This is a genomic window from Olivibacter ginsenosidimutans, from assembly GCF_039542865.1.
GTDB lineage: Bacteria > Bacteroidota > Bacteroidia > Sphingobacteriales > Sphingobacteriaceae > Olivibacter > Olivibacter ginsenosidimutans.
Genome location: NZ_BAABIQ010000033.1, coordinates 1 through 25,494 on the forward strand (window position 1 = coordinate 1; position 25,494 = coordinate 25,494).

Consider the following 25,494-nt stretch of genomic DNA (forward strand, 5'->3'; position numbering starts at 1 on the left):
CGACCGCCATGATCTTAAACGAATCATCAAATTTTCTATGCATCTCTACAAATTTAAAATTACTCCTTAAATCTGTCTCGCTCTAAAGGTAGCAACTCCAGTATTTACCGTTTCACACAAAGCGGCATTTATGAGCATATTGACTTTGCTTTTACCGGAACGACTTCAAACGGGCGTTTTACGGCACAGTTTAAGTTGCCAGAGGCAATCGGCCTGCAAGCTCGTTATTATTACAATAGGCCAAATGCTACCATGCAGAGCCGTATAAGAGCGATGCATCGAGTTGATTTTGGCCTGAATAAAAAGTTGTTCAACGATAGGTTAGCACTGACTGCCGACGTAACCAATGCCTTTGACACCCGTCGATACCGCAGTGTCGTCACCGTTCCGAACTACACTATATCCAGCATGAGCCGATTCAATGGTGCCCGTTACCGGCTAAGCCTAAGTTATAAGATCGGTCGTGAAGGTCAGTCTAGGCAGGCTAAGGCCAGTAATAGGAACTAAAAGATGAATGCTCATCAATCGTTGTGGTTTAAGTAGTAAAATAGTACTTTTGGCCTTTCTCTTTTAACCATGGTAAGCATGAAAAAAAATCTGGTTCTGGTCGTTTGTTTTTTATTTTTTTTTCAATGGGCTCATGCACAGGCACCTGGTTGTGCTTTTACTAATCCATTAATACCATCCGGTGCAGATCCGTACAGTACCTATTATAAGGGATATTATTATTATACCAATAGTGTTGGAGGCGATCGTATCATTCTGAAGAAAACTAAAAGCTTAGCCGACTTGAAAAATGCGGAGACTAAAACTATCTGGATGCCACCCCCGAACACCATGCATTCTAAAGAATTATGGGCCCCTGAAATTCATCACATTGATGGTAAATGGTATGCTTATTATGCAGCAGATAATGGCGACAATAACCATCACCGGATGTATGTGCTTGAAAACGTATCGGAAGATCCATTTGAGGGTGAGTGGGAATTTAAAGGTAAGCTAGCTACGCCTTCTGATAAATGGGCCATTGACGGCGATGTGTTTCGTTATAAAGGACAATTATACATGATCTGGTCGGGCTGGGAAGGTGATGAGAACGGTGAACAAGATATTTATATCGCGAAGATGAAAAATCCGTATACGTTAGATGGCGAGCGCGTGCGGATATCTAAACCGACGTTCGATTGGGAAAGGCAATGGAAAGGTGGCCCGGAAGTATACGTGAATGAAGGCCCACAGTTTTTGCAGCATGGTGATGATCTATTTATTGTTTACTCGGCCAGTGGCTGTTGGACAGACCATTATTCATTAGGCCTCTTAAGACTGCAAGGCGACAATTTGCTAAACGCTGGGCACTGGAAAAAGTATCCGTTACCCATATTGGCCACCTCAAAAGAGAACGGTGTATATAGCCCCGGACATAACTCCTTTTTTAAATCGCCAGATGGAACGGAAGATTGGATTCTTTACCATGCCAATAGTCATCCGGGAGACGGATGTGGCGGAAAACGTTCACCACGTATGCAGCGCATGAGTTGGAATACCGATGGCACGCCACATATTGGTACGCCTGTTTCAACTCAGGAACAATTGCAAGTTCCTTCGGGTACTAAATGAGTTTGGTGCTATTCTTCATCGTTAGCTTCCCATAATTCAATTTTGTTGTCTTCTATATCAAGGATGTGAACGAATTTTCCGTAATCGTAGGTTTCTATTTGATCTAATACCGTTACTCCCTCCTTTTTTAACTCTTCTACAAGGGCCTCCATGTTTTCAACCCGGTAATTTATCATAAAGTCCTGTGATGAGGGTTCAAAGTAATTGGTTTTATCGGGAAGTCCATAATGTATATCCTTTCTTTGTTGAGTCTGCTTCTTGTGGCCATTCAAACTTGGCCCCATAAGGATCTGTGTCTAAACCAAGATGTATGTTATACCATTCCTTGATTTTTTCTGGCTGTTACGCGTTTCATCCTAGTTTGTGTTTTAGTTGTTTTTTGCCAAAAGTAAATGAAATACGAATTATAAATAAGCCGAGTAAAAAAAACAAGAATAACCCTGATTACTCAGCTTTCAATGTTTTTACCGGATTCATCCACGCGGCTTTTAACGATTGAAAAATTACAGTGAGCAACGCAATTGTTAGGGTAAATATACCTGCTAAGGCAAAGATCCACCACGCGATATCAACTCGGTAAGCAAAGTCCTGCAACCAACAATTCATGATGTACCAAGCTAATGGAACGGCGATGATAAATCCGATAAATACCAGTTTGATATAATCTTTGCTCAATAGACCTACTATTCCCGGAACGGTTGCTCCCAATACTTTACGTATACCGATTTCCTTCATACGCTGTTGTGTGGAATAGGCGGCTAATCCAAACAGCCCTAAAGAGGCAATAAAAACGGCCAGCAGTGTAAATGAGGCAAACATTTCTCCTAGCCTTAAATCACTTTTATACAACTTATTGAAATTATCATCGAGAAACTGGTATTCAAAAGGATATGGGGTAACGCGCTTAATGGCATTTTCAAACAGTGCTACGGTTCCCTGCAAGTTCTCAGGCCGGATTTTTGCAGCAATATAGCCGCTAGGATCTCGATTAAGGGTTAGCACGAGTGGTCCTAATGCTTGGTGGATGGAATTAAAATGAAAGTCTTTTACCACACCAATGATGGTTCTCCTCCCACGCCCGTCTGAATAATCAAATTCTTTACCAATAGCCTCTTTTGATGTCCAGCCTAATGCTTTTACTGCCGATTCATTGATAAGCGCAGTGGGAGCACCTAACGTGTCCGCTCCGAACTGGCGGGAAAATCCACGTCCAGCAACCAGTTGGATTCCATAAACGTTAAGAAAATCATAATCAATACTGGTGGTATTCGTTGGCAGAAGGTGATCTCCGCTTCCCTCCCAGCGAGACATGCTTTGCATGGTCATCACAGTGGTAGGCAAGGATTGCGAATAACTCATGGCTACAACATGTGGATTACGTAATAACTCTTCACGGATGGCGGCGTATTGCTGGCTAACATTCTTATCATTAACTTTTATGGTAAGAACGTGCTCGCGATTATAGCCTAACTGCTGATGCTGCACAAATTGCATTTGTTTATATATAATAAAGCTCCCAACCAACAATGTGATGGAAACGGCATATTGTCCAACAGTTAATATACGCTGTAGGGTAAAACGGCTGGTGAGTCCCACCTGCTTACCTTTAAGTACCTGGACTGGTTTGAGCCTGCTCATGAGTAAAGCTGGATAGCTACCTGATATAAGACTTACCAACAAAGTCAGTACGAGTAAACCGGGTAATAGCAAAGGATTGGCTAAGTAATCCATTCGTATAGGGCGTTCCATCAGCTGGCTAAATGAAGGTAGCGCGAAATGGACCATAGCTATGGCTAATATGAGCGCTAAGAAGGTCATGATAAGCGATTCTCCCAAAAATTGACCGATAAGCTGCCAGCGCCATGCCCCAGCTACCTTTCGTATACCTACTTCTTGGGCTCGTCGAATAGAACGAGCCACGGCCAGGTTAGTATAGTTAGCACAGGCAAGCAATAACACGATAAAGCCAATGGCTAAAAAGAGGTATACATATTTGTCGTTTCCGCTTTTTTCAAATGCAAAAGTAGCCAAGTGCTGCGATTTAAGGTGAATGTCTTTCAAGGGCTGGAATAAAAAGGTCATGCGGTCCTCCGGTCTCCAATCAGCTAAGTTTTTATCAATATACCTGCGCATTCCTTTCTCTACCTGTTTGGCATCTACTCCCTTAGCTAAGACCACATAAGTATACAATCCATTATTGTACCAAGGTTCTTTGGAGACACAGTCTTGATAATACGGATCGGACGATGCCGGGAGGATATAACTAAAGGTTAGATGAGAAGTTTCAGGCACATCGGCTATAATACCAGTAACGATATGTGGATATTTATCTTGATACATCAATGTCTGACCAATAGGTTTTTTTGCGCCAAAGATCTTTCGCGCTAATGAGGCTGTAAGGACAATGCTGTTAGGGTCTTTTAGTGCTGTCGCTGAGTTCCCCTGTAGAAAAGGAAACGTAAATACGGTAAAAAAATGATCATCAGCAAGAATTCCTTCTTCGGCAAAATGTTTATCATCCAAGCTTAGCAGCGGGTTAAATGTTGGAAACACGGAGGTGGCAACCTGCACTTCTGGAAATTGTTGTGTGATATTGCCGGCTAAAGCGGGCGAAGTTGCAGCCCAGTATTTTACTCCATTGGAGCCCGGACGGCGCTGTATCACGCGATATAGCTGATCTGCATTTTTGTGAAATACATCATAGGAAAGCTCATGCTGCACAAAAATCAGGATGAGGATAAAACAAGCTAAGCCTGAAGCTAGACCCAATATATTAATAAACGAATATCCCAGACTTTTTTTAAGGTTGCGCAGTGCGATCCTAAAATAATTTCTTATCATAAGACAGAAGATTTTATTATCAAAGCAACAAGAACATTGCCATCGGGACCAAACGGCTTATTGGCTACAGTATTGATCTTAGCCGCATTATTAATGTACGTTTATGGACAGTCACTGTACGAAATCGTACAATAAATATGTTGAAATCTGTATTTTCTGTAATATAAAAATGCCTGACTGATGGATGCTATCGTGCTGGTGATCCCTTATGTAGAACGTTTATACTGGAAATTGGCACAAAACACAGAAAAGCATATAAAACCGAAAGACAAAAACTAATATTGTAAAGACAAGTCCTGTCACATCCAGCCATTATCATCATAGGGGAAGTTGTTAACTTACAAGATAATTTATCGGCGCTATACACCTAAGCTGTCAATTAACGCCGCCCCTAAATTCCAAAGGAGACATTTCTGTTTTCTTCCGAAATAGTTTATGGAACGATTGTGGGTATTCGAACCCTAATTTATAGGCAATTTCTCCTACAGACAATTCACTGGCCAGTAAGTATTCCTTTGCTTTGTCAATGACTTTTTCATGAATGTGTTGCTGTGCATTCAAGCCTGTTATAGAACGGAGCATATCGCTTAGGTAATGAGGAGAAAGATTCAGTTTTCTGGCAATAAATTCAACCGATGGAAGTCCGTAATTCAGTGATTCTTCGCGATCAAAATAGTCGTTCAGAAGGTTTTCCATTCGTGTCAGTATATCATGATTTCCCACTTTCCTAGTAATAAACTGCCGTTCATAAAAACGGTTGCCATAGTTTAATAACAATTCAATTTGCGATAACAGAATAGGTTGCGTGTGATGATCAATATGCTGATATTCTATCACTATTTTATGAAAAATATCCAACACGCTCTGTTCTTCCCGCTCGGAAAGATGCAGAGCTTCATTTACAGAATAGGAAAAAAATCCATAATTTCTAATCTCTTGAGCAAGCGAATGCTTGGCCAAAAAGTCGGGATGAAAAATAAGCATACAACCTTCTCCACACTCCCGTTGAAACGTAATTGTTTCCTCAATATCAATGGATTGCACTTGTTTGGGTGCAAAAAAGTTCATTACTCCTTTATCAAAGTCATAATGTTGCCGGCCATAGGTTACTTTTGCGGTTATATTTTTTTTAATGGCCACGCAATAAAAATCTGTGGTAAACTTTTCCCAGATTTTATTTTCCTGCAATTTCATATCCAATACTTGAATCACACTTATTAAAGGGTGAAGCGGTTCCGACAGACCTAACAATCGATGAAATTCAGTTAATGAACGGATGATATACATCATTTTTCTACTAAGTTACAAAAAAACATCCGCCCTAACGACGGACAGATGCTGGTTAATTACGATCCTAGAAATATTTCCCCAATCTCCTTACGGTTGGCCTCATTTCCTATTTCCAAGCGTCTCTTATATAGGGCATGCGCATCTTGACCAGCGATATAACGAACTTGATCTTTTTGGTCTGTAGCTGCCTCATACACCACTTCTGCTATTTGTTCAGGTGTAGAAGCATTCTTCATCATCTCTTCAAAACTGGTCATCAATTTTGTTTCTGTCTCTTGATATGCGGCATGTGTATTCATATCGAGCGATCTGCCGGCGAAGTCTGTATAAATACCTCCAGGTGCTACCGTTTTGACACCAATATTAAACGGCGCCAATTCGAACGACAGACTTTCACTCCATCCTTCCAATCCCCATTTGGTAGCATGGTAAGAAGAGCCTAGAGGAAATCCAATAAGTCCACCAATAGAGGTCGTGGCGATAAACAAGCCCTTTTTTCTTTCCCGGAAATAAGGAATAAATGCCTTGGTGACTCGGATAACTCCTAAAAGATTAGTATTGATCTGGCGAACAAGTTTTTCATCATTGATACTTTCTAAAGTACCCATAAGACCATAGCCAGCATTGTTGAATACGACATCAATGGTGTTCGAAGCGGTTACCTGAGTGACGACACGCTGAATTTGTTCCAAATCGGTAACGTCTAAAGGTAATACCGTAACGTTGTCAAGTTGTATTAGCGCTGTTTCCTTTTCAGGATGACGCATAGTAGCAATGACATGCCAACCATTATGCTGAAATAACTTGGCTGTTGCTTTTCCTAAACCTGTAGAAGCTCCTGTAATAAAAATTGTCTTTTGCATATCGAATGTTTTAATTTTCTAATGCAAAGTTCTATAGAAGCTATAAGGCTGATGTTTCCAAAATAGATTTTATGGTATCCAAAATACTGAAGAACCTTAAATTTCATGTTTGTTTATTTCATGAATATTCAATGCTCGTTACCTGCATAAATCCACATCGATTGGGTATCACCGGCTTTCGTAAAACCCATTTTTTGATAAAACTCGATAGCCCTTCCATCTGCTGTAAGCATTTGCATATGAAAGTCTTTATAACGTGCTTTCATTTCTTTCATAATAAGCTGACCTATGCCCTGCCCTTGATAAGTGGGATGTATCAATAAATGTGGATAGTAAACCACTAAATACCCATCGGAAATGGCATTACCTAAGCCAAGCAACTGATCACCATCCCAAGCGGAAATGAGGGTATGCGAATGCAGCAAAGCTTGATATAATTGGTCGGGCTTTTCAGCAGCGCTCCATCGGTTGGCTTTATACAACTCCAGTATCTGGTTTTGGGGTATATGTTTCGTGTCAGAAATGTTGATATTCATGTTGGTGGATTGTTTATGAACGAAGATAGTGAAAACACCAAACACAAGAAGTAAATGGGGTCATTTAACTAATTTTTCTGAACTTTACATGGTCATAAATTCAAGTAAATTTACCACACCACTAATACCAATAACAATGAATAATGATGTTAAGGCGAATTTATCAGACCAGACAAGCAACTGCTGACATTGTAGCACATATGGATAAAAAACAATAGCTGTAAAATGGTGAATACTGATTTAAAATATCATAATTACCGGATACCTGTACCAGCTGCATATGAAGCGGTGTTCACGCACTTTTATTTTGCAGCAAATAAATCGAAAACCACGATTACCAAAAAACTGCTACCCTCTTTTCAAAAGATTATGTTATTTAATTTTGGAAGCCCTACGATTATACATTCTCCGCAGCGCACTGAAATTATAGTAGAAAAGTGCTTGGTCTTGGGGCCGATAAAACAGGCGTTTGACTATTCATTACTCCCAGACTCCGAAATATTAGTGGCTAATTTTAAGGATGACGCTTTTTACCGATTCTTTGGCGATGCTGCTGCTGGCGTCAATTTACCTATCCATCCGGATGAACTGCTTCATGAAAATTGTTTTACCGCCTTATGGACGGTACTCCATGGTATTCAAGATACGCACGAAAAGGTCGATTTCATTCTTGAATACTGTAAACCTTACTTGAATCCGCAAGGGACTATAGCAACGCAGCTTACCCATATCAGCAACGGAAACTTGAACCCCATAAAAGTGGTAGCGAGCAAGCGTCAGCAGACTGAACGGCATATCCAACAGGAATATAAGCGACAATTTGGCTACACTGCTAAAGAAAAGATGAGGTACCATCGGTTTTTAATAGCCGTTGAGCGCTTAGAGGAGATTGCTTCACATGACGGAAGTGTTAACTGGTTTGAAATTGTGGATGACTGTGGTTATTATGACCAAAGCCAGCTCATTCGTGATTTCAAGTACTATATCGGTATGAGTCCGATGAAATACCTGAAGTTTCAACAGGATATTTGTACAGCCAAACCCTGAGTTCGCTTTCTTACAATTTTGCCCCATACCGGCCAATTACCTTTGCTGTCGAACATACGTTAAGGAAACATGAAACATTTAATCATTTATGCCCACCCCAATCCAGAGAGCCTGAATGGGCAATTTAAAAGTACTTTGGCAACATTTCTTCAGCAGAACGGCAACAATGTTGTCATCAGAGATTTATATGCGCTTCAATTTGATCCTGTTTTTTCCCTGGAAGACATGGCAGGCCAACGTAAAGGGCAAGTGAGCCACGAGATTGAAATAGAGCAGCAATACATTGCATGGGCAGATTGCCTGACATTTATCCACCCCATTTGGTGGACAGGATTACCTGCTATCCTGAAAGGATATATCGATCGGGTTTTCAGTTACGGCTTTGCTTATCGATATGATCAGGGTGTGCAAAAGGGACTGTTGACGGGGAAACAAGCGGTCATCATCAACACGCATGGGAAATCCCATGGTGAATATCGTGCTATCGGCATGGACGTAGCCCTCTCGCTTACATCGGATAAGGGGATTTATACCTATTGCGGATTTGAAATCAAAAAACATTTTTTCTTTGACCAAGCGGATAGAACTACTGCCGAAATCATTGAACAATGGAAACAGCAAATTATTGATGCGTACTGAAATCAGTTTATACGGGTCAAACAATCGAATGTTTATAGTAATTCATACTTTCTTCGTATTTACTTCGGTGATTGACCAGATTTTCACCAGGTTTCGTCAGATTTTCACCAGGTATACCTGATAAAAATCTGGTAATAACCTGTATAATACCTGTAAAACCTTCGAAGAAAGTATAAGGTTAGTAGGTAAACGTTACTTCTGCATCAGGCGCCATTCGCCTAGCTGGATGTCGGGGCTACCCGCATTGGCTGTCACGTTTAGTCGGTAATGCGTAAAGGTGTTTGCATTGTCAAAGGTATAGACGCGGAATTCGTTTCGGTAATTAAATTTCTCTGTTTTACGCGTATCCAATGTTGTCCAGTTCGACCCGTCTTTAGAACCTTGCAATACCCATGATGTGGGATCACGATCCGGCGCATCATTAGCCGATGAAACCAAGTAAGTATTGGCGGATACTGCAGTGCCGAACTGCTGCTGTAGCCAGAATCCGGTTGTGTAACCATTGGCAAAAAATTTGGTTTGGATGTCAAAATCTGAAATCTTCGAAGATCCTTCAGGTGCGGAAGCTCCACTATCGTTCTCTTTGCTGACGGTTACCTTTGCACCAGCGGAGAGGTCTTTTCCAAAAAAGGGATCTTCGTTATTATACTTCAGCGAACCAAACTGCGCCTGTGCTTTGGCAAAGTCGTCTAGCCAATCCGAACCAAAGGCCAATCGCGCTCGAGTGGAGAGGTTTGCCCCTGCTGCTGCGCTCCAGAAGTGCACAAATTCACCCAAGTTCATGCGCCGTTCATACTCATGGCCTACCACTGGATGTGCCTTCTTAGGAAATGCTTCGGCTAGTTTTTCAAAGAAGCCATTCAGCACCTTAGCCTCCTCATGCTGTGTATAGATGGGATAAAACCAATTCCGGAACCAAGCCGTATTGGCCCGCGGAAAATTGTCAGTACCATTACTAAAATCGTTAAACGCATCGTTGAGCTTCTTAGGCCGATTGAGATGTTTATACACGTCGTAAACGAATATTTCCGCCCATTTACTGTCGCCCCAAACGGTAAAGGCAGGCGACTCTACCACATTTTTACTGATAAATTCTACCACGTGGGATATTTCGTGAATGATGGTGTTGGTTTCCCAATTGGTTTGCTTTATCCAGGCATCGGCACCAGAACCGATGTCGATCCCATTACGGTTATCATGGCTATCGTCATAATACATGAAGGGATGCCCTCCCCCATATTTATCCGTATGGAAAATGGCAAATAAGCGGTTGGTCGTATCGCTGGGGCCAAAATCGCCATATACAGAGCGGGTATACGTCCATACACTATCAATAAATGGAAACATCCACCGCGTTGCAACGGTGTCTACATCATCATCAAAATAAACGGCAATACGGTCATTGTAAAATATCCGTTTTACGACTTGTTTATGTTCAAACCAATGCTCCTGCCATGTTTCAGGAGGGGGTGGTAGTGTCAATGCATCATCCGGCTGCTCACCTTCCGAGGATGATTTCTTACAGGAATCGCATAACGAAAGCAGCACAGCGATCATAATCAAGAGGTTTATTTTCTTCATGGTATTTGTTTAAATTATTTAACGTAAAAATTAAACATTTGTTCTTTATACCGCACGGTGAAGATCAATGTCGAGCAATGTTAGTGGTTTATTCGTATTTATGTTATCAAGGATTTTCACGGAAAGAAAGTTGGGCAACTCCTTTATGAAAAAGCAATAGCTATGGCCAAGCAGAGAAAAACTAGGTATATATGGCTGGGTGTTTGGGAAGACAATCAAAGAGCCATACAGTTTTACAAGAAAAATGGATTTATAACCTTTGATAAGCATGTTTTCACATTAGGTAATGATAAACAAACGGATATTATGATGAAATTACAGTTGAATTGATATAAGATTACTGAGCGACTTCAATAATATCTTGATTAAATTTATAGCGATTATCCTTTGCAAAATGGTTAAAAAAACTATTCACATACAGGACTATCTTTATTCTAATTCTTCCAGCTGTTTCAATCTGAAATCATCATTAATCACTTCCCCATTAGGCTTCACTAAGACCAATCTGGGGAGTTCAGAAAGATATAAGATATTGATCAGGTCTTGCTGTGCTTCATTCCGCATCCGATAATTATATTCGAGACCTAAACGCTCCGTATTTTTTTTCCATTTACTGAATTGACTTTCCATCGAGATGGGCAATACCTCAATTCCTTTTTTCTCCAACGCAGGCGCGGCATTTTCTAATTTTTTTACTGTACTTGCCGACGCCTGATCTGCACTATTCCAAAATGATAAAAGTAAATATTTACGATTTTTAAGCGAATCCCATGGAATTTCTGAAAGGCGGGTATCTGTAGCCACTACCTGCTTTTCCAAATCCAATTGCTTTACCTTTGTTTCGATCTGTTCTAGGCGTTTAGCAAGATCTACGCCATATTTGCTTTGCTTGACGGTAGCCGATGCTTGTTCCAAAAGTTTTCGGTATTCCGGTGCATATCGACGCTGTTTCGCAACTCTTGATATCAAGTAAAGGGAACTGATCAAAGGCTTATGCTGGCCAATAAAATCTTCGGTAATAGCAGTTGGGGTTTTAGCAAGCTTTTTCTTTCCTGCCACCTTGATGCACCTGTGCCGCCAATAGCATATTCCTCTGTTTGGCCTTCTTCCTCTGCTTCCTGGGTTGCCAGTGCGCTATGCCAGCTATTGAGTAACTGCTGTTCTTCACCCCCACCTTGAATAGAGAAGTTAACTTTGCTGATGGAACCTACGTGGTTAAAGGGCTTTTGAACAAGCTTAAACTCAACAGAAGGGATAGCCAAAACGGGGACAATCTCTTCCCACGCTAATCCGCTCGTACCCGGTTTTGTAGATTTACCGGCAACTTTTATAAAATATATTTCATGCAGCTTGATAGCTTTTACCTCAAGCGTAAACTTTCCGTTTTTGGGTGCAACTGAGGTTATCGAATCTTTTTCATCATCCCCATATAGGGAAATATTTTCTACCTCAGGATTGGCCGTTTCGCTAGTAATTACCAACGAACCCTTTTTGGGTGTGTAAACATATTCTTGCTTTTTGTCCTTTTCTTGATCATCCTGCTGTTTGCGATGTTGGCATGCTGTTATCGACAATAAGAAGCAAAGCAAAACCAGGAATGGATACATTCTTGAGATTTTCATTAGCATAATATGTTTATTAATCCGCTGTTATCATTTAGCAGCTTCGGATCCTTTTGTGCAGCGTAATTCACGCACGTTTCATATGTTAATATACCATTTAGACAGCATATTGTTTGCTGATTTGGTGTAAGCTACCAATGTCAGGACTCTTGGGTAGAAGTGGTAACCAGCAAAACCAATGTATTCATTTGTTTGTTATGGAATTTCAGTTACAGCTATGAAATATTTCTGATTTATTTATGAAGGTATACGGGCACATCTTATCACGTTATTTTTTCATCATTTATTTGTTGTTCACTTCCATATGCGGATCTGCGCAGGAAGTGCTTGATACGGATACATTGGTGCCGGTAGCGCAAGAGAAAAGGGTTGATACAGCCTCTAATTTTACAACGAAGCTTACGCAACTCAAACAGCGTTTTGGTAAATATGATACCCGCTTTTTGGAGAACATTAATGTAACGTCGCTTGCGAAGGAACTTCAGACTTTAGCGCAACAGCATGTCCAAGCTATACGGCTAAAAGATAGCCTACATGCTGAGGACTTAGCGGATACTCTTGATTTCTTACGGAAATCTACAAAAGAGCGCATTTCGAGGTTGCGTAGCTTTAAAACTACTGTTGCGAATTATCAGACTAGCTTGGAAGTCGTTTCTGATAGCTTGAAACAGCTGGCTGTGGATACGCTATTTCATTTAGAGACCTCCCAACAGCCGACTTCGATAGACGTCAATGCACTAAGTAACCTGCATACAGAAATTCGCCAAAAGGAAATACAAACCACACAAAAACTGGATTCTTTACACCTATTAGTTAGGGATGCGACGCAACTATTATTAAACAACGAATCATTGCTGACAGATCTTTCCGCTAGCCAAGATGAAGTACAGGTAGTAAAAGCGAGAAAAAATGCAAGAAACATTTGGTCGGCACCAGCCACATTTGATAAGAAAAATTTAGTAGGGAGTTTAAAAGCAAGCTATCAAGAATCTAAAGATATTTCCGAATACGTGAAGCAGACCGAATGGACGGGCCGTATATTTTTAGTGCTGCTTAGTATAGCTTTCTTTTACTGGTTATATACGAGAGGTAAACAAGCACACCAATCAACAGAAAGGCGAACAAACTACCGCTATACCAGTGATATTTTAAAAGCATTGGTTTTTCTACTGACACTATTACCCATTTTCAGTGTTTTTACCCCTACCCTGTTGGTGCAGCTTACGCAGTTGTTAGTGGTTATATTGCTCGTGATCGATTTCCATAAATTAATGAGCAAAGCACAACAGCGCGCATTATTTTATTTGTTACTATTTTATGTATTGACTATTCTTACCAATACATTGGTAGATGCTGACCTGATCTTACGCTTATTTACATTATTCCTTAATCTAGCTGCCTTATATATTTGCTATCGGATGCTCAAGGGATCTAGCAGTAGGTACACGAAATTTAAGATTAATAGGTATGCTTTTATGGCGTTGGTCCTTATACACGTGATCGCAATATTATGTAACATCTTTGGCTATGTGGAATATGCTCGCTATTGGAGTATCGGTGGAGCAGTAGCTATTCTCCAATCTATTTCATTAGTAGGATTTTACCATATTGTTGTGGAGGCTTTCGAAAGACAATTCCGCTACGTCAGCATACGTGGGGCAAGCAGCCGGTTCGATAAAGGAAGAACCATGCAAAGTATCAAGAAATTATTAACCTTGATCTGTGCCTTACTGAGTATTATTGTATTGGTGATCAATCTACATAGCGTGCAACAGTTTTTCAACTGGTTGTTCGCTGTATTAGATAAACCAAGACATATGGGCAATATTACGTTTACTTTTGGTAATGTGCTTGTTGGTATTGTAATCATTGCTATCTCTAACTGGTTACAAAAACACCTTGCCATCTTGTTAGGTGATACTGCAGACAAGGGCTATACGCAGGCAGCGGAAAGAAGTAACATTCTTTCGTTGATGCCGATTTTCCGGCTGCTCATTATCGTTGCTGGTTTCCTTATCGGTGTAAGTGCTTTGGGAATCGGTTTAGACAAGCTGACTGTCATTATCAGTGCTCTTAGTGTTGGTATTGGTTTCGGATTACAAAATGTGATCAATAATTTTATTTCCGGTATTATCTTGATATTCGAAAAACCTTTCCGTACAGGAGACTTTATCGAACTGGCTGATAAAAAAGGACGTGTACAGGAAATCGGTATTCGTTCCAGTACGTTATTGACGCAAGAGGGCTCAGAAGTAATTATTCCTAACGGTGATTTGCTTTCTGGCCGTTTGGTTAACTGGACTTTGAGCAAATCGTACAGCAGAACAAGCGTGAGCATTAAAGTTGCTAAAGATACGGACATGGACGTCATTAAGCGTGTCTTGCATGATGTAACCGGCAAAATAGACTACCTTATGGAAAACTCAGAAATAGAAATGCTGTACAATGGTGTGGAAGACAATGCGATAAGGCTGAAATTGAATGCCTGGATTGTACATATTTACAATGAAGAAATATTTAGGAGTCAGCTTATTGCGCATTTGAATCAAGCATTGGCGGCAGAGGGAATTACTATGGTGAGTGTATAGGCTTGTAGCGTATGAGGTGATTTTAACGTATGCTATAAAAACAATGGTTATCATCACTAATCAAGATCCTAAATACTCGTCCCTATGGATATGAACAAATTTCTTTCCCAACTTGCACTTATTATGATAATAAGCGCCAATAGTTTTGCACAAGTAAAATGGAATGTTAACGCTGGGCTAAATTATGCGAATGTTACGGCCAAAGACCAGCATGGTAATAAGGCAAATACATCTTCGGTACCCGGCATCTATTTTGGCTTGGGTGCAGGAATTCATTTATCCGATCAGTTCGCGCTTCAGCCGATGTTGGTATACGCAAAACGAGGCTTTCAACAGAAGGGTTCATCGCATATTGGTTGGGGCAGTGATTTTGAAGCGAAGGTTTCGTATTTGGAACTCCCTATCGATCTCCTATATAGCCCAAGAATTGGCCCAGGCAATCTTTTATTGGCTGCAGGTCCGTACCTAGGCTATGGAACAGGGGGCAAATGGACCACGAGTGGGTCGGTACTCATTGGCGATATCATGATTGATGGAAAGGGAGACATTGCGTTTCAAAACGATAGTTCTTACGGTGATATGAATACCTATGTTTATGCCAAGCCATGGGATTATGGAGCACATTTCAAGATTGGATATTCCCTATTTAATCAGTATTCCTTATCGTTAGATATACAACAAGGCGTAGCCAATTTACAACCGCGCTGGGCCGATTATAGACCTGAAAGTTCAGTAAGGAACCGATCTTTTGGCATCGCTTTGGGTTACCGATTTTAATATCATTTTTCATTATTACCATATCCTTAGGTTATCCGTCTAGGCCTGCCTTGATCGTGATTTATACGTTATGTTCATTATAGCACAGCACCTGTATCAAAACCGAATATACACTAATTAATAGTATATTGATTATCAGTTGATTGAACTGTCTATTGTTAACCCACTGAGATGGTGGTTTATGCAGCGTTGGCTTCAGGATTTTGCAGCTTGGGAGAGAGCAGTTAAGGGGTTAAATAATGAATAAGCTTGATATAATTGAAAAAGAAAGCCTGACGCGATGACTTGACTAGTTAGCTCAGTAGAGAGGCAAATCGCGCGAGCTGTTTAGCCATCGTTTGAGCAGTATCAGCATATTCCATTTCGTATTTTTTCATTAAATCTTCTTTTGGCGTATTGGATTCTTTTGCCTGTTCTTCAGCTTGCACGCTTAAGGTACCATATGGAGGGACAAACATGCCGATACCATTGATAAAATTGGAAATGGTACCAATAATATGTTGGGAACCGTCAGAATCACCCGTAATGACAATACCTACAACTTTATCGGCTAAAGGTGACGCTTTACCAGACATCACGATATCATGCACCTCATCTAGCCGCTCAATTACTTTCTGTGTTTCTGAAGAATGGGTGCCCCACCAAATAGGGGTAGCAAAAATAATCATATCAGCGGCTACCAGCTTTTTGTAAATCTCCGGCCATTCGTCCTCTTCTCCCATATTTGTATAGGTGCCCGGCAAAACAGTATGTACTACTGTTTTTACAATTTCGGTTTCAATTTTTTCAGCTTTTAAATATGGTATGAGAAATTCTACCAACGTCTCTGTATTAGACCTGCTATCTTTCTTTAGCGTCGTTAGCAAAATAAGTGCTTTCATAAGAAATTGATTTATGTAGTGAAATATAAATGTATGAAACCAGCGAAGGTTTTAATGATCTCCTCATTCCGCTCTTTCTCGCAGGAGCAATAGCGGAATTTCTGATTCCTTAATTAATTGTTTGCTAACACTTCTATGAAATAATCCCTCAAAAAAACCATATGCTTTGGGGATTGTGATAATCAGTCCGGCAAGATGATCTTCCGCAAAATCCTGAATTTCATCCACAATATCATCACCTTCGGTATAATGATATTCGGGATGAAATTCATCCAACAAATCATGTATTTTATACTGCTCCGAAATCATATCTGGGTTAAAGCGTTTCCCTTCCAATGCAACATTCAGCACCAACAATTTAGCCTCTAAATATTTCAACCATTGGCCAATAATACTTACAGGTGTACTGCGAGACACGCGTTTGAGGTCACAAGCAAACACAATCTTATCAATCGGTGAAAAACGTGCTTTTTTCGGTACAATTAACAAAGGCACTTTACTTTCTGAAGCCAGATTTATCGTATTACTTCCAACCAATACCTGCTCCAGATTACTCTTCCCTGTGGCACCCACCACTACCATACTTGCACGACGCTGTTCTGCCAGTTGCTCAACACCCAATAACAGGGGCATATCATTCGTAATAAGTTCTATAGACACTGCTGTATTCATTCCTAACGATAAACGAACTTCCTTTTCTAAGGCTTCAAGCCCTTGTAAACTTTGTTCGTGCGCACTTGAGGTGTCAGGTTCGGTTAATGGAATTTCTGTTACCACTGGAGAATTATCATAAGAGTGGTAAAGAACCATACGTTCAATTTGGAGTGGACCTGATAATGCTGCTGCATATTTCGCGGCATTCAGGGATGGTTCAGAAAAGTCGGTGGTGATGATGATCGTTTGCATGGCATTCCTTTTTTATACTAAAGATACACATTGCCGAAACTACTATAAATGTCGACCGTCACAATTAATAATAATTTAATACGCTTTTTTATGTAAAAAACCGTTCCATAAAAATGTGATTAATTTTATATACGCTGAAGTATAAGAAATTCTTAATGAAGAAGCTAGAATGGATGTCCTAATGACCGTTTAGCTATTGATTACTATTCCCTAAAATTATGAGCAAAGGTAACGATCGCAATCAGCATGATTAGTGCCGAAAAAACCATAAGCCAAACACTTACATCATGTCATGCTTAAAAAGGTTAAACGCATGAACATAATCGAAATGAAAAGCAGACCAAATTTGCTAGCATGATGTGCGTGTAAACGTTAACGGGAGGATGTCTAAAAGTAGAAGTCGAAATGACAAATTTTAGACATCCCCCCGTTACCTATACATAAAAACAAATAAACTACTGAGCAACATTGGCTTCCGACATCGCAATGTCGGTTAATTTAACATCTGTTTCCTTTTCCTCATCAAGCGTAGTTTTCAAAAGTTCTTCAGCTTCCGTGTGTTCCATTAGTTTCGCATAAGTCACTAAACAACCATAACTAGCTATTTCGTAATGCTCTACTTTCTGAGCCGCAGCAATTAATGCTGCATCCAGCACTTCACCATCTTCAAATTCTTCCATAATTTCTTCCGCTTCTTTAAGCAAACCTTCCATTGCTTTGCAGTTTTTTGCTCTTGCCGTACTACCAATAGAATCGAATACTTGTTTTAATCGTTCAACGTGTCCTTCCGTTTGTTTATGATGCTCTTCAAAAGCAGATTTGAGGGTTTCGCTGTTCGCTTTTGTCGCCATTTTCTTCAAGCCCTTCAACAATTGCTTTTCTGCACTTAAAACGTCTCTCAACTCATCAACAAACAATTCGTGTAGATGCTCATTAGGCATGTTTCCGTTATTTTTACCTGTATTTGCCATAATTTAAAAATTTGATTATTTTGAACAAAATGTCTATTTCTACTTTTTCAAAGTTTTCATTAATACATTTCTATCAGTATATGATCAGGATTTGTGCCTAATAGCTGTGTTTAGATCAAAAAGCAATATCCTAATTATGAATTGGACCGAAAAACCTATTAAATGCCGATTTGATCAAGGTCTGTTGCCCAAATAAAATAAAAATTACCCAGACATATTTTTTTGGCAAGGTTTTTTCACTGTCCAATTTTTACTAATAACCGCATAGTAAAACAAACGAACCGTTTAATTAAGGCTTTTTATGTCTTTTAGCCACAGTCTCCTCTGCAATCTTGCTTGGTTTATAGGTTTTAAAAGGGGAAGTTAAACGACTGGTAAGGGCCACTGTTACACCGAAAACGAAATGCGCTAGTAACAGATGACCATAATATCTTTTAAACGAAATATGTGGTGTATGGGATGCTATTTTAAAAACTACTTTCCAAATTAAGATTCCAGCAATTCCGCCAGCTGCACCCGAAATGATTCCATCTTTTACGGTTGGTATGGTTGTATTCTGCTTCCAGTATTCTTGAAAAGCCGATGTCATAAGACAACCCATCGTATAATGCATTGCCCAACCGGTTGGATGTGCTAAATTTTTATAACGATGTTTTACCAGTGGCTTAATTAATTTAGCTAACAAGATGGGTTCTTCCAATCGCCTATCTTTAGCAGCGGCAATGGCGTAACTAAAAATGGTCATAGCTGACGTACCAATGGTACCCGGGATTAAAACTTTTTTTATTTCCATTTTTGTGAGGATTTTTATTCGATAAATGCTGAAAATACTTGCTTGTTAATATAACCAAGGTACAATTTAGGATTTCAGCAATTGGATAAGGGTTAATGCATTAAAAGCAGCATACCCCGCTTGGTCATTATCAAAGTATAGGTAGCTATCTTTGCCTTCCTGTTGCCAATTTTTGCACTTTTTAGCCCAATCTTTTAGTATCTTATCGGTATAACTTCCTTGGTACTTATTACCTGGACCATGCAATCGGATATAAACGAAATCAGCGGTTACCACTTCAGGAGATTGATGTCCTGCCAATTCATAAATACAAAAAGCACATCCATGTTTTCTGAGTAACTCATACGTTTCTTCGGTATACCAAGTAGGATTTCTAAATTCAAAAGTAAAGCGGAACCTTTTAGGGAGATAAGCTAAAAAAGTAGCTAAGCGATCGAGGTTTATTTCCCACCGAGGAGGCAATTGAAAAAGTATAGGACCGAGTTTCTCTTTGAGATGATCGGCGTGATGTAAAAACTCGTCAACAGCTTGTTTATCTAGTATTAATTTTTTTAAATGAGAAATATAACGACTTCCTTTCACAGCGAAAACAAAATCGTCTGGTGTAGCTTTGCGCCAATTCGTAAATGTATCTGCGGAAGGCAAGCGATAAAACGAATTATTTAATTCCACCGTTTTAAACTTTTGTGTGAAGTAGCTTAGCTGCTCGGAATCTTTTGTTCCATCCGGATAAAATTTGCCAACCCAATGCTTATAATGCCATCCGGAAGTACCTATCCATATCTTTCCGTGCTGTGTTTTCATACCTTAACTTTCTTCCCCTTCATCAAAATATGCAAAAACTTGTTGACCTATAGCGTCTACTAATCCTTGTTCTACACCATCCATTTTCCAACCACTTTTGGCACAACGAATGATCCCCAAACTTTCGTCATTTAAGGTAATGGATAATTCGTAGCAGAAACCTTTTTGACAGGTTGCAGAAATAGGAATTCCCTCACCTTTATACGACTTGCCTTTATAATCAAATTCGAGTGGAATAGGATCACTTTCGAGCATAGCAATTACTTCTTTCAGAAATTTAATAAGGTGTTTTCGTTGTGTAGGACCTTTAACATTCCATTTATCTTTATCTGCCCGTTTATGAGCCAGTTTAAATTTTAGACCAGACATGGCGGTTGTATAGTCGTTGGCGTTTAACTTCTTTGCTGTTTGATCGGCCAGGATGTACCAATGGTATTCTGTTCCGACAGGAACGCCAGACCCTTCAGGTGCTTGCCCTCTCCTACGTTTGGTCACGGCGTAAGAAATCTCCCAAAGATCAGGTGTAATTTTCGTTTCTTTCCAATCTCCTTGATCATAATCCCAATGATGACCTCTACCGATAGCCATGCCTGTGTATTGCTTACCATCAAAATGCTTAACGGTATTATAAGACTTGGTATAATCCTTTGCCTTCGCTGTCTTTTTTTCTTTCTCTTTAGTGGATGTTGCCATAAATTTAATTGCTATCTACAAATTTGTGAAAGGTGCTTTTTTCTCCATCCGATTTTTCGTCTTGATAGAGAAAATTTAATTGATGCTTGTCAAATTCATCAAAAAATTCATTCCATGAAATTGCTTTCAATTCATCATTGTTTTCACTGTGCTTGGGAAAATGAATCCGCAAAATACCGCCGTTATTGCTTGTACCTGTATCTTTTACCTTAGCGGGCACTCCACCACGTTCTTCTGCCCAATGCCGAATTACTTGATGATCTTTCGTTTCTTTTGATGTGCTCATGATTGAAATCTTTAAGTTGTTTTTTTATATCGTTATCCTTCCACCTGTTGCCGGTATAGTTGCTCCAGAGATGTAACTGCTTTCTTCTGATGCTAAAAACACATGAATCGGAGCCATTTCCGCTGGTTGTCCGGGTCTTCCCATAGGTGTATTCGCACCAAATTTATCGGCGTCTGGCATTGTCGATGGTATTAACGGTGTCCATACTGGCCCGGGAGCCACCGCATTTACGCGAATACCCTTTTTCTGTTCCAGAAAAAGCTGGGCCAAATTGGCCGTAAAGTTTTGGATGGCGCCCTTTGTAGCAGCGTAAGCCAATAATAAAGGCGTTGGCGAATAAGCGTTTACAGACGTCGTATTAATCATGCTGCTTCCTGCTTTCATATGTGGTTCTACCGCCTTACACAAATAGTACATACTATGCGTATTCGTAGCAAATGTTTTCTCCCATTCGCCTGCAGGAATTTCTTGTAAACTGTTTCTAGCCATTTGATAAGCAGCATTATTGACCAAAATATCCACTTGTCCAAATGCTTCTACTGCACGTCGAATAATGGCTTGACAATGTTCTTCACTTCTAATATCGCCTTTTATCGCGATGCCTTTCCTGCCAGCTTCTTCAATCCAATGAATGGTGTCTTGGGCATCTTCATCTTCCACATCGGCTAAATAGCTAATTAAGACATCGGCCCCTTCTCGAGCAAAAGCTATCGCAACAGCTTTACCAATTCCCGAATCACCTCCGGTTATAATGGCTTTTTTACCTTGGAGTTTCCCTGTGCCCCGATACGTCTTTTCGCCATGATCTGCCTTTGGTTGCATCTCCTTCTCTACTCCTGGAACCTCCTGTTCTTGTTTAGGGAATGGCGGGATGGGGTATTTGTCACGTGGATTTTCTTGAATTTGATTGGAATTACTCATCTTTCACTTTTTTAATAATTTTAGTAAAAGGGTTACAAAATTGGCCTTCATTTTATTTTAAAAGCCAATTTCGTCCCTATCATGTTTGTAAACCATTCATTGCTCATTACTAAGGCATGGCTGTCGTATCAATCGCTGTATCGACAGGTGTTGTTGTCGATGTGTCTTCTTGATACATTCCGGTGGTATCTGTTCCATCACCAGCGCCCATACCATCTGTATTATCTCCATTTTGTCGGTTATTACAACCGGCAAAAACCATTGCTGCTATAACAGCTGTAAACATTAATTTTTTCATTGTTGGTTATTTTATATTAAAAATGATAAGATTTTCGATTATTAGGTTAAAAAATCAGGCCAGCTGAAAAATAAGTCCTTATTGATGAATTATTAAGATAAATTTAATCTGGTTAGGTAAAAAGTATGAACAGGAAGTTCCAGATTAAGCAACAGCATATCCAATTATTAGTACAGTAGAGAAAACCACGCCAAAGATCCTTAATGGGTGTTAAACTGCTATAAAATAGTAAAGACATTACCGCCATGTTTCTATTTAATAATTGTCGGAAACTGTCATAACGAATATACTATCATTGAGGAGAAAGCCTTTCCTGCTGAAAAGGACCTTATCTTGGTTCAGCGCTAGATACGAATAGCATTTAGGTCGACGCTGGGTCTGTTTCATCACCTTTTGGTTTATTGGATGAATTTAATTTACTTGCCTGATCGACATTTTGCCATTCTTCTGTATTCTTTGGTACCTCATTCAGCTGATCCTGCTGTGGATCTATTCCTCCTTCGTAAGACCAATTGGCCTTACGCCTATTCCTTTTTCTTTGGAATTCCTTGTTACTCAACGTTGACAAATGTTTACCTTTCTTAATAGCCATCATATCGTGTAATTAATGTACGTCTTTTTAATTGACATAAATTATTCCACTTACATGCGTATTTATCGCAACGTCATCCCGTATTAATACGCTTCTGCTTAAAATCCAAGTAGATATTTTTGAATTGCAATTAAAGAAAACATGTTTCGAGCACCAAGTATAGCTATTATCATTGTCGACAAATCATTTATTATACAGGATTTCAATTTAAGTGCAAAGCGTTTCAACGAATTGAAGGATTACCTTGTAGTAGGCAACAATTTACTGAACCTGTTCCCTCCCATACTAAATGAAGGTTATGGCATTATTAAACAGGGGCTGGCCTTAACAAAAGATACCGAAGGGAGTTACTATGCAGAACAGATCAAGAAATGGGTATATATTACGTTTCAACATACAACAAGCGGATACACCATATGTCTGCACAATATGGAAGGGCTAAAGGAAACCGTAACCCTACATTCTATTTTAAATGCCCAGGAGGAAGAAAGAATACGGATAGCAGAAATTTTACACAATGAAGTGGGGCAATTATTAGCGATTACCCATTTGCAGATTGATCATAATACTCTTGCACAAACAAAAAAATTACTCAAGGAAGCCATTAAGCGCGTACGTACCATTGCATTTGAATTAACGCCAACGATTTTACAGGACTTAGGATTGGAAGGTGCGCTAAAAGATATGGTTAATAAAAAATTGGAGGCACAAAACATAAGTTGTACTATCCAGACAGCTATTCCAGGTGGTACTTTAGGGAGATATATGGATATTATCATTTTTAGGATTCTTCAAGAACTCCTGAATAATATTGTGAAACATGCGCATGCTTCTGCAGTAACCATCAATCTTTTGAAACAAAGCAATGGTATATTCTTAAGTATCCTGGATAACGGAAAAGGTATTAATTTGGCGAAATATCAGGCAGAACAAAACCCTGGCTTTGGTTTAAAGAGCATTAATAAGCGAATTCAGCTGTTAGATGGCATATTTACGATTGCCCCGCAAGAAGGAAAGGGAACAAAAGCCGAAATTTTTGTACCGCTAAGAGATACAGAGGTATTCAACCTTGTTTTTTAAAAGAATAGTTATTCCGAATATGTCTATTGAAATAACTACCTTTTGATTTGGCACGTTTTAGGGACTTATAAACAGACACGGGAACATTAAAATAGGAATAGTTCATGCCAGAAACAAATTTTATTTTTAAAATATGCTGATCTGGATTAAAGTCAAAAGCCGATATAACGGAAGAAGGCATACGATTGGAATTGCGTAAAACAAGAAACAGTAAACCCATGACTTTATGCGTTCTTTTGTAAACACTATCAAAACCATGCCAAAATTCAGCAGAAATAATTTATGCTTCATTAAAATGATTTAAGATAGCAGACTGATTAAAAAGAGTTTACGGAATGAATATTGGAATATTTTTTTAGTATAGCTGAGAAATTGACTCCACATAAGATAAACGATCATGATTTTGATGATAGACAACTGCCCGGACGAATTGACCCAATACGCTGAACTTTTTGAAAACAGTCCTTTCAAAACAGATCATGCGTTTTCTGGGCATGATGCATTGAAAAAAATCATTAACTGTACATATAATCTCCTATTATTAAAAATTCAATTGCCTGATCTGAGTGGTTTAGAAATCGCAGAAACCATTAAAGGACTGAAAAAAGTAGAAGATGTACCTATTTTCTTTATTTCGGACACCCCTTTGAACGCAGCTGATCTAGCTAAGCTTTATCAGCTTGGGGCTTGGGATTGCTTCATCAAGCCTATTGACAAACTGGTGCTATATCATAAATTAAGACATGCGGTTCACCTCCATCAGACTTACGCACGCCTCAGGGTATCAGAACAAACGTTATTGAAAGAATTGACAATATGGAAACAGGTCGAAGAAAATAAAGGAACCATTGCACAATTAAGTATCGCTAAATTCGGTGCTCCGCTAGCTTCCGTGAATAGCTATATATCCCTGGTGTTAGACGCTATTAAACAAGGTAATAGCAAACGAGCGATTGACCTACTGGTAAAAAGCGGTACGCAATTAAAAAAATTGGAAGATTATCTAAAGAACGCAGAAAATCCGCTACCGCAAAAAAGTACTACTACCATCTCTTCATCTCGTACATAGACTATCGGAAAATAAACAAATATAAATACATCCTGTTATAACCATAGGATTTTATGATAGAAACAGAAGAACAAAAAGAGGTATCTAATGCTTTTTTTAAAGAAGCTTTAACGCTATTAAATAGCAGTGGTACACCTTATATGCTTGGTGGTGCTTTTGCTATGTTTCATTATACCGGCATTTTTAGAAATACGAAAGATTTGGACATTTTTTGCAAAAGTAGCGAATGTCCTAAAATATTAAAGCATTTTAGTAAGCATGGATATCGGATAGAGTTTACTGATGCCCGATGGTTAGCGAAAGTTTATAAAGGTGACTATTTCATTGATGTTATATTTGACACGGTAAATAATATTTGTACGGTTGATGAGACTTGGTATGAACGGGCTGGTGTGGGAGAATTTGTTGGCGTACCTGTACGATTCATTCCTCCAGAAGAGCTTATTTGGTGTAAAATCTATGTGCAAAATCGAGAACGAAACGATAATGCAGATATTAACCATACCTTATTAAAATATGGTAAGCAGCTTGATTGGCAGCACCTGTTTTACCGTTTAGACCAGCACTGGCATTTGTTATTGGCGCAAATCCTAACGTTCCAATTTGTCTACCCTGCTGATTATCGTGGCATCATCCCTAAATGGCTTTTTGACGAACTCATGGCACGCGCAAAAGAACAATATGAGCTTCCCGCCTCTCAAGAAAAGGTGTGTAGAGGCCCTTTAATTGACCAAACGCAGTACCAAATCGACATTAAATCCTGGAATTACAAAACATGCACGATAACAACGATATAAAG

The 25,494-nt window shown here is 39.5% G+C and carries 29 protein-coding genes; 10 read left to right on the top strand and 19 right to left on the bottom strand.

The window, feature by feature from the left end; all coding sequences use genetic code 11:
- Positions 1 to 102: 102 nt before the first annotated feature.
- Both ABD930_RS10805 and ABD930_RS10810 read left to right on the top strand, forming a co-directional pair.
- Positions 103 to 507, top strand: coding sequence for an outer membrane beta-barrel protein (locus ABD930_RS10805; protein ID WP_345231825.1), 405 nt, complete (start codon positions 103 to 105; stop codon positions 505 to 507).
- 78 nt (positions 508 to 585) lie between these two features.
- Positions 586 to 1,617, top strand: a complete 1,032-nt coding sequence (locus ABD930_RS10810) for a glycoside hydrolase family 43 protein (RefSeq protein ID WP_345231730.1) — start codon at positions 586 to 588, stop codon at positions 1,615 to 1,617.
- Between the two features lie 8 nt (positions 1,618 to 1,625).
- On the opposite strand, the gene ABD930_RS10815 is transcribed toward ABD930_RS10810, so the two are convergent.
- The 5 genes from ABD930_RS10815 to ABD930_RS10835 all read right to left on the bottom strand — a co-directional run bounded on the left by ABD930_RS10815 (position 1,626) and on the right by ABD930_RS10835 (position 7,147).
- On the bottom strand, positions 1,626 to 1,901 hold the full coding sequence (locus ABD930_RS10815) for a VOC family protein (RefSeq protein ID WP_345231731.1): 276 nt from the start codon (positions 1,899 to 1,901) through the stop codon (positions 1,626 to 1,628).
- Between the two features lie 160 nt (positions 1,902 to 2,061).
- Positions 2,062 to 4,458 carry an ABC transporter permease gene (locus ABD930_RS10820; protein WP_345231732.1) on the bottom strand — a complete coding sequence of 799 codons (2,397 nt, stop codon included), beginning with the start codon at positions 4,456 to 4,458 and terminating at the stop codon, positions 2,062 to 2,064.
- A 375-nt stretch (positions 4,459 to 4,833) separates the two neighbouring features.
- Positions 4,834 to 5,748 (bottom strand): helix-turn-helix domain-containing protein, encoded by a 915-nt coding sequence (locus ABD930_RS10825; protein ID WP_345231733.1) that lies wholly within the window; start codon positions 5,746 to 5,748, stop codon positions 4,834 to 4,836.
- A gap of 56 nt (positions 5,749 to 5,804) precedes the next feature.
- On the bottom strand, positions 5,805 to 6,611 hold the full coding sequence (locus ABD930_RS10830) for an SDR family oxidoreductase (RefSeq protein WP_345231734.1): 807 nt from the start codon (positions 6,609 to 6,611) through the stop codon (positions 5,805 to 5,807).
- Positions 6,612 to 6,739: 128 nt separating this feature from the next.
- Positions 6,740 to 7,147: a GNAT family N-acetyltransferase gene (locus tag ABD930_RS10835; RefSeq protein ID WP_345231735.1), complete on the bottom strand. Its 408-nt coding sequence runs from the start codon at positions 7,145 to 7,147 to the stop codon at positions 6,740 to 6,742.
- A 225-nt stretch (positions 7,148 to 7,372) separates the two neighbouring features.
- Here ABD930_RS10835 and ABD930_RS10840 point away from each other — a divergent pair, with 225 nt between their 5' ends.
- Entirely contained in the window at positions 7,373 to 8,194 is an 822-nt protein-coding gene (locus ABD930_RS10840) for a helix-turn-helix domain-containing protein (RefSeq protein WP_345231736.1), read from the top strand.
- A gap of 69 nt (positions 8,195 to 8,263) precedes the next feature.
- Positions 8,264 to 8,833: an NAD(P)H-dependent oxidoreductase gene (locus ABD930_RS10845; RefSeq protein WP_345231737.1), complete on the top strand. Its 570-nt coding sequence runs from the start codon at positions 8,264 to 8,266 to the stop codon at positions 8,831 to 8,833.
- A 192-nt stretch (positions 8,834 to 9,025) separates the two neighbouring features.
- Here the strand turns inward: ABD930_RS10845 and ABD930_RS10850 are convergent, their stop codons facing one another.
- The gene (locus ABD930_RS10850) at positions 9,026 to 10,414 is read right to left on the bottom strand and encodes a discoidin domain-containing protein (protein WP_345231738.1); all 1,389 of its coding nucleotides are present in this window, start codon (positions 10,412 to 10,414) and stop codon (positions 9,026 to 9,028) included.
- A 96-nt stretch (positions 10,415 to 10,510) separates the two neighbouring features.
- Between ABD930_RS10850 and ABD930_RS10855 the strand changes: the two genes are divergently transcribed.
- Entirely contained in the window at positions 10,511 to 10,744 is a 234-nt protein-coding gene (locus ABD930_RS10855) for a GNAT family N-acetyltransferase (protein WP_345231826.1), read from the top strand.
- A 99-nt stretch (positions 10,745 to 10,843) separates the two neighbouring features.
- Here the strand turns inward: ABD930_RS10855 and ABD930_RS10860 are convergent, their stop codons facing one another.
- Positions 10,844 to 11,383, bottom strand: a complete 540-nt coding sequence (locus ABD930_RS10860) for a thioredoxin family protein (protein ID WP_345231739.1) — start codon at positions 11,381 to 11,383, stop codon at positions 10,844 to 10,846.
- A gap of 14 nt (positions 11,384 to 11,397) precedes the next feature.
- On the bottom strand, positions 11,398 to 12,036 hold the full coding sequence (locus tag ABD930_RS10865; RefSeq protein ID WP_345231740.1) for a hypothetical protein: 639 nt from the start codon (positions 12,034 to 12,036) through the stop codon (positions 11,398 to 11,400).
- A 239-nt stretch (positions 12,037 to 12,275) separates the two neighbouring features.
- Here ABD930_RS10865 and ABD930_RS10870 point away from each other — a divergent pair, with 239 nt between their 5' ends.
- Positions 12,276 to 14,624: a mechanosensitive ion channel family protein gene (locus ABD930_RS10870; RefSeq protein ID WP_345231741.1), complete on the top strand. Its 2,349-nt coding sequence runs from the start codon at positions 12,276 to 12,278 to the stop codon at positions 14,622 to 14,624.
- Between the two features lie 84 nt (positions 14,625 to 14,708).
- Positions 14,709 to 15,401 carry a porin family protein gene (locus ABD930_RS10875; RefSeq protein WP_345231742.1) on the top strand — a complete coding sequence of 231 codons (693 nt, stop codon included), beginning with the start codon at positions 14,709 to 14,711 and terminating at the stop codon, positions 15,399 to 15,401.
- Positions 15,402 to 15,694: 293 nt separating this feature from the next.
- Here the strand turns inward: ABD930_RS10875 and ABD930_RS10880 are convergent, their stop codons facing one another.
- From ABD930_RS10880 to ABD930_RS10925, 10 genes are all read right to left on the bottom strand, one after another.
- A complete protein-coding gene (locus ABD930_RS10880; protein WP_345231743.1) occupies positions 15,695 to 16,282 on the bottom strand; it encodes a flavodoxin family protein in 588 nt (195 codons plus the stop codon).
- A gap of 63 nt (positions 16,283 to 16,345) precedes the next feature.
- A complete protein-coding gene (locus tag ABD930_RS10885; protein WP_345231744.1) occupies positions 16,346 to 17,188 on the bottom strand; it encodes a universal stress protein in 843 nt (280 codons plus the stop codon).
- A gap of 455 nt (positions 17,189 to 17,643) precedes the next feature.
- Positions 17,644 to 18,159 (bottom strand): YciE/YciF ferroxidase family protein, encoded by a 516-nt coding sequence (locus tag ABD930_RS10890; protein ID WP_345231745.1) that lies wholly within the window; start codon positions 18,157 to 18,159, stop codon positions 17,644 to 17,646.
- Between the two features lie 289 nt (positions 18,160 to 18,448).
- On the bottom strand, positions 18,449 to 18,952 hold the full coding sequence (locus tag ABD930_RS10895) for a hypothetical protein (RefSeq protein ID WP_345231746.1): 504 nt from the start codon (positions 18,950 to 18,952) through the stop codon (positions 18,449 to 18,451).
- Positions 18,953 to 19,018: 66 nt separating this feature from the next.
- Entirely contained in the window at positions 19,019 to 19,756 is a 738-nt protein-coding gene (locus ABD930_RS10900; RefSeq protein ID WP_345231747.1) for a DUF72 domain-containing protein, read from the bottom strand.
- A 3-nt stretch (positions 19,757 to 19,759) separates the two neighbouring features.
- Positions 19,760 to 20,449 (bottom strand): hypothetical protein, encoded by a 690-nt coding sequence (locus ABD930_RS10905; protein WP_345231748.1) that lies wholly within the window; start codon positions 20,447 to 20,449, stop codon positions 19,760 to 19,762.
- 4 nt (positions 20,450 to 20,453) lie between these two features.
- Positions 20,454 to 20,735: a hypothetical protein gene (locus tag ABD930_RS10910; RefSeq protein WP_345231749.1), complete on the bottom strand. Its 282-nt coding sequence runs from the start codon at positions 20,733 to 20,735 to the stop codon at positions 20,454 to 20,456.
- 24 nt (positions 20,736 to 20,759) lie between these two features.
- Complete coding sequence (locus ABD930_RS10915; RefSeq protein WP_345231750.1) at positions 20,760 to 21,656, bottom strand: SDR family oxidoreductase; 897 nt, start codon at positions 21,654 to 21,656, stop codon at positions 20,760 to 20,762.
- A 109-nt stretch (positions 21,657 to 21,765) separates the two neighbouring features.
- The gene (locus ABD930_RS10920; protein ID WP_345231751.1) at positions 21,766 to 21,954 is read right to left on the bottom strand and encodes a hypothetical protein; all 189 of its coding nucleotides are present in this window, start codon (positions 21,952 to 21,954) and stop codon (positions 21,766 to 21,768) included.
- Between the two features lie 361 nt (positions 21,955 to 22,315).
- Entirely contained in the window at positions 22,316 to 22,549 is a 234-nt protein-coding gene (locus ABD930_RS10925) for a hypothetical protein (RefSeq protein WP_345231752.1), read from the bottom strand.
- A gap of 138 nt (positions 22,550 to 22,687) precedes the next feature.
- Here ABD930_RS10925 and ABD930_RS10930 point away from each other — a divergent pair, with 138 nt between their 5' ends.
- Complete coding sequence (locus ABD930_RS10930; RefSeq protein WP_345231753.1) at positions 22,688 to 23,626, top strand: sensor histidine kinase; 939 nt, start codon at positions 22,688 to 22,690, stop codon at positions 23,624 to 23,626.
- On the opposite strand, the gene ABD930_RS10935 is transcribed toward ABD930_RS10930, so the two are convergent.
- Positions 23,610 to 23,846, bottom strand: a complete 237-nt coding sequence (locus tag ABD930_RS10935) for a KTSC domain-containing protein (RefSeq protein WP_345231754.1) — start codon at positions 23,844 to 23,846, stop codon at positions 23,610 to 23,612. The two genes, ABD930_RS10930 and ABD930_RS10935, sit on opposite strands and share 17 nt — an antisense overlap.
- 177 nt (positions 23,847 to 24,023) lie before the next feature.
- Between ABD930_RS10935 and ABD930_RS10940 the strand changes: the two genes are divergently transcribed.
- Both ABD930_RS10940 and ABD930_RS10945 read left to right on the top strand, forming a co-directional pair.
- Positions 24,024 to 24,695: a response regulator gene (locus ABD930_RS10940; RefSeq protein WP_345231755.1), complete on the top strand. Its 672-nt coding sequence runs from the start codon at positions 24,024 to 24,026 to the stop codon at positions 24,693 to 24,695.
- Positions 24,696 to 24,748: 53 nt separating this feature from the next.
- Positions 24,749 to 25,492: a nucleotidyltransferase gene (locus ABD930_RS10945; protein ID WP_345231756.1), complete on the top strand. Its 744-nt coding sequence runs from the start codon at positions 24,749 to 24,751 to the stop codon at positions 25,490 to 25,492.
- Positions 25,493 to 25,494 lie beyond the last annotated feature (2 nt).

Excerpts from the sequence above, each read along its gene's own strand:
- ABD930_RS10810 (WP_345231730.1), top strand. The coding sequence starts at position 586 with ATGAAAAAAAATCTGGTTCTGGTCGTTTGTTTTTTATTTTTTTTTCAA.
- ABD930_RS10815 (WP_345231731.1), bottom strand. The coding sequence starts at position 1,901 with ATGGGGCCAAGTTTGAATGGCCACAAGAAGCAGACTCAACAAAGAAAG.
- ABD930_RS10820 (WP_345231732.1), bottom strand. The coding sequence starts at position 4,458 with ATGATAAGAAATTATTTTAGGATCGCACTGCGCAACCTTAAAAAAAGT.
- ABD930_RS10825 (WP_345231733.1), bottom strand. The coding sequence starts at position 5,748 with ATGATGTATATCATCCGTTCATTAACTGAATTTCATCGATTGTTAGGT.
- ABD930_RS10830 (WP_345231734.1), bottom strand. The coding sequence starts at position 6,611 with ATGCAAAAGACAATTTTTATTACAGGAGCTTCTACAGGTTTAGGAAAA.
- ABD930_RS10835 (WP_345231735.1), bottom strand. The coding sequence starts at position 7,147 with ATGAATATCAACATTTCTGACACGAAACATATACCCCAAAACCAGATA.
- ABD930_RS10840 (WP_345231736.1), top strand. The coding sequence starts at position 7,373 with ATGGTGAATACTGATTTAAAATATCATAATTACCGGATACCTGTACCA.
- ABD930_RS10845 (WP_345231737.1), top strand. The coding sequence starts at position 8,264 with ATGAAACATTTAATCATTTATGCCCACCCCAATCCAGAGAGCCTGAAT.
- ABD930_RS10850 (WP_345231738.1), bottom strand. The coding sequence starts at position 10,414 with ATGAAGAAAATAAACCTCTTGATTATGATCGCTGTGCTGCTTTCGTTA.
- ABD930_RS10865 (WP_345231740.1), bottom strand. The coding sequence starts at position 12,036 with ATGAAAATCTCAAGAATGTATCCATTCCTGGTTTTGCTTTGCTTCTTA.
- ABD930_RS10870 (WP_345231741.1), top strand. The coding sequence starts at position 12,276 with ATGAAGGTATACGGGCACATCTTATCACGTTATTTTTTCATCATTTAT.
- ABD930_RS10875 (WP_345231742.1), top strand. The coding sequence starts at position 14,709 with ATGGATATGAACAAATTTCTTTCCCAACTTGCACTTATTATGATAATA.
- ABD930_RS10880 (WP_345231743.1), bottom strand. The coding sequence starts at position 16,282 with ATGAAAGCACTTATTTTGCTAACGACGCTAAAGAAAGATAGCAGGTCT.
- ABD930_RS10885 (WP_345231744.1), bottom strand. The coding sequence starts at position 17,188 with ATGCAAACGATCATCATCACCACCGACTTTTCTGAACCATCCCTGAAT.
- ABD930_RS10890 (WP_345231745.1), bottom strand. The coding sequence starts at position 18,159 with ATGGCAAATACAGGTAAAAATAACGGAAACATGCCTAATGAGCATCTA.
- ABD930_RS10895 (WP_345231746.1), bottom strand. The coding sequence starts at position 18,952 with ATGGAAATAAAAAAAGTTTTAATCCCGGGTACCATTGGTACGTCAGCT.
- ABD930_RS10900 (WP_345231747.1), bottom strand. The coding sequence starts at position 19,756 with ATGAAAACACAGCACGGAAAGATATGGATAGGTACTTCCGGATGGCAT.
- ABD930_RS10905 (WP_345231748.1), bottom strand. The coding sequence starts at position 20,449 with ATGGCAACATCCACTAAAGAGAAAGAAAAAAAGACAGCGAAGGCAAAG.
- ABD930_RS10910 (WP_345231749.1), bottom strand. The coding sequence starts at position 20,735 with ATGAGCACATCAAAAGAAACGAAAGATCATCAAGTAATTCGGCATTGG.
- ABD930_RS10915 (WP_345231750.1), bottom strand. The coding sequence starts at position 21,656 with ATGAGTAATTCCAATCAAATTCAAGAAAATCCACGTGACAAATACCCC.
- ABD930_RS10920 (WP_345231751.1), bottom strand. The coding sequence starts at position 21,954 with ATGAAAAAATTAATGTTTACAGCTGTTATAGCAGCAATGGTTTTTGCC.
- ABD930_RS10925 (WP_345231752.1), bottom strand. The coding sequence starts at position 22,549 with ATGATGGCTATTAAGAAAGGTAAACATTTGTCAACGTTGAGTAACAAG.
- ABD930_RS10930 (WP_345231753.1), top strand. The coding sequence starts at position 22,688 with ATGTTTCGAGCACCAAGTATAGCTATTATCATTGTCGACAAATCATTT.
- ABD930_RS10935 (WP_345231754.1), bottom strand. The coding sequence starts at position 23,846 with ATGGGTTTACTGTTTCTTGTTTTACGCAATTCCAATCGTATGCCTTCT.
- ABD930_RS10940 (WP_345231755.1), top strand. The coding sequence starts at position 24,024 with ATGATTTTGATGATAGACAACTGCCCGGACGAATTGACCCAATACGCT.
- ABD930_RS10945 (WP_345231756.1), top strand. The coding sequence starts at position 24,749 with ATGATAGAAACAGAAGAACAAAAAGAGGTATCTAATGCTTTTTTTAAA.